This window comes from Cupriavidus sp. SK-4 (assembly GCF_000611125.1).
Taxonomy (GTDB): Bacteria; Pseudomonadota; Gammaproteobacteria; order Burkholderiales; family Burkholderiaceae; genus Cupriavidus; species Cupriavidus necator.
Genome location: NZ_JFJW01000084.1, coordinates 9,076 through 15,501 on the forward strand (window position 1 = coordinate 9,076; position 6,426 = coordinate 15,501).

General features: G+C 62.6%; 8 protein-coding genes and 2 pseudogenes. 8 read left to right on the plus strand and 2 right to left on the minus strand.

The genetic code is table 11. From position 1 onward, the window contains the following. Nucleotides 1–306 precede the first annotated feature (306 nt). From CF68_RS18105 to CF68_RS18115, 3 genes are read left to right on the plus strand one after another with little or no spacing between them, the layout of a single operon-like run. Complete coding sequence (locus CF68_RS18105; RefSeq protein ID WP_035821264.1) at nt 307–1,290, plus strand: tripartite tricarboxylate transporter substrate binding protein; 984 nt, start codon at nt 307–309, stop codon at nt 1,288–1,290. Continuing rightward, complete coding sequence (locus CF68_RS18110; protein WP_035821266.1) at nt 1,283–2,149, plus strand: PhzF family phenazine biosynthesis protein; 867 nt, start codon at nt 1,283–1,285, stop codon at nt 2,147–2,149. Before CF68_RS18105 ends, CF68_RS18110 begins: the two co-directional genes overlap by 8 nt. Next, nucleotides 2,146–2,631 (plus strand): RidA family protein, encoded by a 486-nt coding sequence (locus CF68_RS18115; protein WP_035821268.1) that lies wholly within the window; start codon nt 2,146–2,148, stop codon nt 2,629–2,631. The genes CF68_RS18110 and CF68_RS18115 overlap by 4 nt, the downstream gene beginning before the upstream one ends. 17 nt (nt 2,632–2,648) lie before the next feature. Here CF68_RS18115 and CF68_RS18120 read toward each other — a convergent pair whose 3' ends face one another. Further along, the gene (locus CF68_RS18120; protein ID WP_035821270.1) at nt 2,649–3,419 is read right to left on the minus strand and encodes a helix-turn-helix domain-containing protein; all 771 of its coding nucleotides are present in this window, start codon (nt 3,417–3,419) and stop codon (nt 2,649–2,651) included. Between the two features lie 429 nt (nt 3,420–3,848). After that, the gene (locus tag CF68_RS18125) at nt 3,849–4,190 is read right to left on the minus strand and encodes a YciI family protein (protein WP_035821272.1); all 342 of its coding nucleotides are present in this window, start codon (nt 4,188–4,190) and stop codon (nt 3,849–3,851) included. A 292-nt stretch (nt 4,191–4,482) separates the two neighbouring features. Between CF68_RS18125 and CF68_RS18130 the strand changes: the two are divergent. The 5 genes and pseudogenes from CF68_RS18130 to CF68_RS18150 all read left to right on the plus strand — a co-directional run. Further along, a pseudogene (locus CF68_RS18130) lies at nt 4,483–4,650 on the plus strand (tyrosine-type recombinase/integrase); the annotation flags it as partial. 163 nt (nt 4,651–4,813) lie between these two features. Then, entirely contained in the window at nt 4,814–5,107 is a 294-nt protein-coding gene (locus CF68_RS18135) for a hypothetical protein (RefSeq protein WP_035821276.1), read from the plus strand. Nucleotides 5,108–5,207: 100 nt separating this feature from the next. Beyond that, on the plus strand, nt 5,208–5,555 hold the full coding sequence (locus CF68_RS18140; RefSeq protein ID WP_035821277.1) for an MTH938/NDUFAF3 family protein: 348 nt from the start codon (nt 5,208–5,210) through the stop codon (nt 5,553–5,555). Between the two features lie 242 nt (nt 5,556–5,797). Beyond that, nucleotides 5,798–6,025 (plus strand): DUF3303 domain-containing protein, encoded by a 228-nt coding sequence (locus CF68_RS38450; protein WP_255351112.1) that lies wholly within the window; start codon nt 5,798–5,800, stop codon nt 6,023–6,025. A 34-nt stretch (nt 6,026–6,059) separates the two neighbouring features. Further along, a pseudogene (locus CF68_RS18150) lies at nt 6,060–6,426 on the plus strand (hypothetical protein); the annotation flags it as partial.

A 6,426-nucleotide genomic window follows, 5' to 3' on the forward strand; every position in this document is an offset into this window, starting at 1 on the left:
AATGATCACGATCGAGGCATTAACCCACGCTCCTTCCCAACTACTCTCGTCGCTCAATGGCGCTGCATGCGGATTCGATAGTGGAGACTCTCTCCTTCTAGGCATGTTCGAAGATGGCGTGTTTTGGAGATCAGTGAGACCTCTGTAGTCGCCATTCCTAGATGTCTGCTTCTGGCTGCGGATTCAACCGGTCGTCATTCCAAGCCCCCGGCGCATGCGCATTTCGGATGGCTGAAAGTCGCATTCCGGTTCGTAGCCCGCCCGACACGTTCGTAAACTCCATGCATTCCAACAAGCGGAGTGCATATGTCCATCCTGTCCATTTCAACGCGCAAGGCCCGCTGCGCCGTGCTGGCGGCCGCGGCCGCAGCAAGTTGCGTCGCCGCGTATGCGGAAACCTGGCCATCAAAGCCGATCACCGTGGTCGTGCCATTTCCGGCTGGCGGCGGTACCGATCTGGTGGTTCGCTCCATCCAGCCGCTGTTGCAGCGTGAGCTCGGCCGCCCCGTCGTGATCGACAATCGCAGCGGCGCAGGCGGCACGCTTGGGTCTGCCTATGTCGCGCGGGCTGCGGCCGATGGATATACGGCCGGCGTGGTCACGACGAGCACGCACGCGGTAAGCGTCGCCCTATATCCAAAGCTGACGTACAACCCGGCGAAGGACTTCGCCTATGCCGGATTCATTGGCACGTCGCCTTATGTGCTGGCCGTCAACAACACCTTGCAGGTGGTGGATGCCAAGGCGCTTGTCAGCAGACTGAAGGCCGACAAGGCGCAGCAGAGCTTCGGTTCGGTTGGTGTCGGCACCGTGTCGCACCTGATGGGCGAGCAGTTTCAGAAGCTCGTCGCGGTGCCGATGGTTCACGTCCCGTATCGCGGTGCGGCGCCGGCGTACACTGATCTGATTGGTGGACAGGTGCAAATCATGTTCGACAATCCGGTGGGACTGGCGCCATACATCAAGGCACACAAGATTGCCGCCATTGCCGTGACCGCTCCGACACCGCTGCTGCCCGATGTACCGACGTTCGTCAGCCAGGGCGTGCCAGGCTTCGAACAGCAACTGTGGTATGGCATCGCCTTTCCCAAGGGAACGCCCGCTGCGATCGTCGATCGCTTCAATGCAGCACTGAACAAGGTGCTCTCTGACAATGCGGTCGTGGCCGATCTATCGAGCAAAGGTGTGACGGCGCGCCCCGGTACACCCGCCGCACTGCAGGCCGCGGTTCAAGCAGACATCCCGTACTGGGGCAAGATTGCCAGTTCCGTGGGAGCTACAGGTGAGTAATGTCAGTCTGATCCGGGTTTTTGTACGCGATGGGCGAGGCGGCAATCCGGTGCCGCTGGTCTCCGATGCCCGTGGCATGAGCGCGGCGGAAATGCAAAGGGTTGCTGCCGCATATGGGCACGAGTCCGCATTTGTGCTGCCGAGTGATATCGGTTGCGACTGGCGTTTCCGATTCTTCGTTCCGCAGCACGAGATGGAGATGTGCGGCCACGCCACCGTGGGCACGCTGTGGGCGTTGCGCCAATGGGGCCGCTGGACGACCCCGGCGGTGCGCATCGAGACGCTGAGTGGCATCGTGCTGGCGTATTGGGACGATGCGCTGCAATCCGTTTGGATCTCGCAGCCGGCGGTGCGTACCCAGGCGCTGGACGCCGGGGCATCGGGCCGAGTGGCGGCGCAACTTGGTTTTCCAGCCGGTACGTATGCGGCCACCAATGCCGCGACGAGTCGCGTCAAGACGCTCATCGCCTTGCCTTGCGTGGCGGTGCTCGACAGCTTGCAACCGGACTTCTCGACCATGGAGTCGCTCTGCGCATCGATCGGCTCGACCGGGCTCTATCCCTATGCATTTGGCGTATCGAAAGCGGACGGCCGACCCGTGATTCATGCGCGGCAATTTCCAAAGTCGTCCGGCTATCCCGAGGATGCCGCCACCGGCATAGCGGCGGCTGCCTTATGGGGCTTTCTGAACCAGGCGGGTGAACTGGCTGGCCCTGATGGAAAGGTGTCTTCCATCGCGGTCTGGCAAGGCGATGCCATGGGCAGCCCCTCGGAAATTCTCGTGGCGCCGCGCCATATGGATTCGGGCGAGCCTGACGGATGCTGGCTCAGCGGCAGCGTGACTTGGAGCGATGCGTGACGGACAGCTCCCCCGAGGCGCGGCTTGCCGCAGCCGGATTCACGTTGCCCGAAGTGTCAAGTCCACGTGGCAGCTATGCGCCGTATTGCGCGATCCAGGTCGGCACATCGCAATGGGTGTCGATTGCCGGTCAGGTATGCCGGCGGAACGGCGTGGCCATGGCGGGCCAATGCCGGAGCGACGATGATCTGGAACTCGCCCGCCATGCCGCCGAAGTATCGGTGCTGAATGCACTGGCCATACTGCGGCTGGCTTGCGATGGCGAGTTGTCGCGCGTGATCCAGATCGTTCGCCTGCGTGGCTTCATCCGCGCGGCACCGGACTTTACACGACATGCAGCAGTGCTCGATGCGGCCTCGGCGGTTATGCGCGCAGCATTCCCCGGTCAGCCGCTGCCGGCACGCAGCGCGCTTGGCGTGGCCAGCTTACCGGACCGGGCGTGGACGGAGATTGAGGTCGACGCCATTGTGATGACGGCCTGAAGGCGTCGGCCGCTAGGCTACGACGGCGCCGGCACCTCGCGCAGCAGCCGGTGCAGATGCCCGCTGGAGGCAAAGCCGAGATCCATGCTGACGCAGGCGGCGGACCGGCCTCCTGCAATCAGCTTGCGTGCGTGCTCGGCCAGAATACGACGCCGTACGGTCACGGGCGTCGCGCCGAACTCGATCTGACAGGCGCGCTGCAAATGTCGGATCGAGATGCCCAGTTCGCCGGCCACGGTATCGATCGATGGCAAGGGCATGTCGCGTTCGAGCGCCGCATGGAAGCGCTGGACCATGCGCAGTGCGACGGACGCCGGCTCTTCGGGCATCGCCAGCGGCCGGCTCGTCATGATCTGCGCCACGATGGCGCGCACTAGCCAGGACGCGCTGGTGAATGAGATCGTAGGCGCGAGCAGCGCCTCAAGCATCGCGATCGTCGCGGCGTCCAGGTGCATGGCGCCGAACCGTAGGCACACGGGCAGGCGATCGGGCGGCAGATAGAGTTCCCCGTGCTGCTGAAGGCCGTGCTGGGATGCCGTCAGGTGCGGCGTCGACGCATGCAGCAATACAGCGGTACCGCGCACCAGCGAAGCGGCATGCAGCGCGTCTGGCTCGCCAGACGAATCGTTCCAAACCGTCCTGAGCCTGCCCACGCGCGGCCACAACAGCATGCCGCAGTCGTGGACGTGCCATGCTCGGCGAAAAGCAGGCTGTCGGCTGTCATGTAGGGCGAATCCATGCTCGGCGGTCAGGTGAAGCTTGGGAGACAGGTGAGGATCGTTGGTCATCGCAGGCGTTCCGGCAGTCACAGGCGGAATGCCACCGATAATACGCCGTTCCGTGAACTGGGGGGCAGCGGAGCGCTAAATCGGCGGAGCCGCGCTCGCCCTGTTATGGCAACAGTCTCGTTTCCAGTTCCGACGTAATGCGTGACTCGGCCATCGACCACGTGCCGACCGTCGCTTTGCGACCCATAGCGGAAATTCGCTTTGTCACAAAGCTGCCGTTCAACGAGCAAGCTCAGCCGCGCCGCGTAGCGGCGTCGGCTGCAGCGGTTTGTTAGGCCTCACGACGCCCCCAAGGACGAGGCAGGCTTTGAGCAAGTAGGCCACCGGCTAGGAGGCCGGAGATGACTGTTTTCTGGCTGAAGTTCATGGCGATGAAGAAAGTAGATGCGAGAGAGTGTCATCGATCGCAGTGGGTACGGGCCCTACCCGTCAGCTCTCGGGGTCATACCCAAACTCGCGGAGTTCCTGCGAGCAGCGGCAAGCTTTGGCGATCTTTGCAGCCCACAGGATGGCGGCTTCGCGCGACGGGAGCTGCAGGACACAGAAGCCGCCGTCGAACTCCTTCGTCTGGGGATAGGTTTCGTTTGTGACCGTGCCGTCTGAGGCGACCATGAGTGGTGCGACATCCTCGTTGATACCACCACCGAACACGTACACGCCTGCAGCCTTCGCCTCGCGGATGACCTCGTGCGCAGCTTCGCCCACAGCGGCAAAGTCCTCGGCGGGGACTTCCATCGCCCTTCCAGGAAAGGAGATAAGGTATTGCGTCATCGTTCGGTCCTTCGGTTGAGGTCGGTGCTGTTTGTGGGGCCTAACGTATTATGGGGCGATGTGTAACGCGCCCTAATACGGATGATGCGCTCTAACACGTGCAGATTCCGACCATGTAAGCAGTTGATCTTGCATCGTCTTTGCTCTCATTGGCTGTATTTTCATCCAGCATTAAATTTGCCGTGCTTTAGCGCTGCCGTTGCAACTGGCCAGCGGCTGTGTGATCTTGCCATGAGGGTCATCAGATGTCGTCATATGTTTTGCCTTTTGCTCCTTTGTGTACGCGTGTATCGCCGCACATCTGCTGCAAAGTGGCAGCGACATCCGCACGGTGCAGGAACTGCTGGGCCATGCGGACGTGGCCACGACGACGATCTACACCCACGTGATGCGGATGGGCGGCTTGGCGGTGTGCAGCCCGCTGGACCGACTGCTATCGGGGCGCGAGGCGGCTACGTGATTGACCGCTTCTGGCCGGCAAGCGACCTCCGCCAGTTGTGGCCCGGTCGGCTCTTGTCGACTTTCACGGCGGCCCTAAGTGTGCCGGTCAACGCTCCAAATTGACGCGCCGAAAGATCAGGTGCAACCTTCAATCATCTTCCGTCTCCGCACCGGGGCCCGCCATGACCTCCCAAGAATTCCGAGCGTTTAAGGCAAACCTGGCGATGTTGCTACGCGACATGCCGATCGGAACCACTGCCGATTTCTCCGACGTGGCCGTTGCCTACTGGGATGGCACGCAGGTGATCGGCGCTTATTTGCGCGACGGCGGGCGGCTGGATGAGGACTTCGAGTTCGACCAGAACGCGTGGGAGAGCTGGCACGACGAACTAGTCGGCTGGCAGGCCAACCCGACCTTCACCGAACGCGAGGAACTGAAGGCCAGTCTGCAGCACCCCGCGCAACGCGCCGCCTGACCGCACCACCTCGCCAGCACGTCTGCCGACCGGTGCGGGCGCACGCAAAGGCCAGCCACCGCGCACAGCAACGCGCACCCAAATCGCAGAGGAGCCCCAAATGCGGTTTGAATCGTTCTCCTTCGGCACCATCAGTATCGACGGCGTCACATACGACCACGACGTAGTCATCGACCACGGCAAGGTCCGCAAACGCAGGAAGGGCCCCTCCAAGCCATTCCGCGAAGCGTTCGGCCACACGCCGCTGTCGATCCAGGAAGACATCCCCTGGAACTGCAGCAAACTCGTGGTCGGCACCGGAACCGGCGCGTTGCCGGTGATGGACGAGGTGAAGCGCGAGGCGAAACGGCGCCATGTCAAGCTGGTCATCCAGCCGACAGCCGACGCCATCGAGACGCTCGAGGCGAACCCCAAAGGCGCCAACGCGATCCTGCACCTCACCTGCTAGCGCCGCCAGGCGTCCGCGTCGGGTGACAGGCGTCGGGCGGCGTCCGTTCCTGGCATCCCGACAGGTCACAAACTCCCCCATTTCGCCACGCGCGGAGACGCGCGCGCTCGATCGCATCCGCATGGCGCGCCGGAACGTATATAGAAGTAGGAGGAGGTGAGACACCACCATCAGGAGATGCCGCCATGAAATTCATGATGACCTTCCATTGGGCTCCGGATACGTAGCAGCGCGCCGAAGCGATCGAGCGCTTTCTGCGAACCGGCGGGCTACCGCCGGAGGGCGTCCAGTTGCTGGGCAGATGGACCAGCGCCGATCTCGGGTCGGGCTTCGATCTGCTCGAAACCGACGATGCGGCCAAGCTCACCGAGTTCGCCTATCAGTGGAGCGATCTGATGGAACTGGAGATCATGCCGGTCCTGGAAGATGCCGAACTGGCCGCCGTCCTCGGGCGCGTAGCCAAGAAATAGACCAGGCGCTTGTTACGTAGCAACGCGATTCGACATGCACACAACCCGGCGCGCCTCCCTTCGCGGCCTGAGGCGCTATCCGACTGCTGCCCGGCCAGGACGTTCGAGACGGACGATCCTGGTCGCGCTTTTGTTACTGATCGGCTATGCCGCAGCCGATCTCTTCTGGCCATGGCACCGCGATCTGAGCCGCTTCGATCCGATCGCGACCGGCACGCTGGAAACCAGGATGTGGCGCTCGTACTACGATCGCCGACCCGTCTCGCTCTTCCTTGAACTGGCGCAGACCCTGCGCACGCAGTATCGGTTTCCGTGGCTGAGGTCGTATGTCGGCGCCTATTACGGCGCCTCCGCTGCCTTCACCTTCAAAGCATTTGATTACACACAAGTCAGTCACCCAG

Excerpts from the sequence above, each read along its gene's own strand:
- CF68_RS18140 (WP_035821277.1), top strand. The coding sequence starts at position 5,208 with ATGCGGTTTGAATCGTTCTCCTTCGGCACCATCAGTATCGACGGCGTC.
- CF68_RS18120 (WP_035821270.1), bottom strand. The coding sequence starts at position 3,419 with ATGACCAACGATCCTCACCTGTCTCCCAAGCTTCACCTGACCGCCGAG.
- CF68_RS18135 (WP_035821276.1), top strand. The coding sequence starts at position 4,814 with ATGACCTCCCAAGAATTCCGAGCGTTTAAGGCAAACCTGGCGATGTTG.
- CF68_RS18125 (WP_035821272.1), bottom strand. The coding sequence starts at position 4,190 with ATGACGCAATACCTTATCTCCTTTCCTGGAAGGGCGATGGAAGTCCCC.
- CF68_RS18105 (WP_035821264.1), top strand. The coding sequence starts at position 307 with ATGTCCATCCTGTCCATTTCAACGCGCAAGGCCCGCTGCGCCGTGCTG.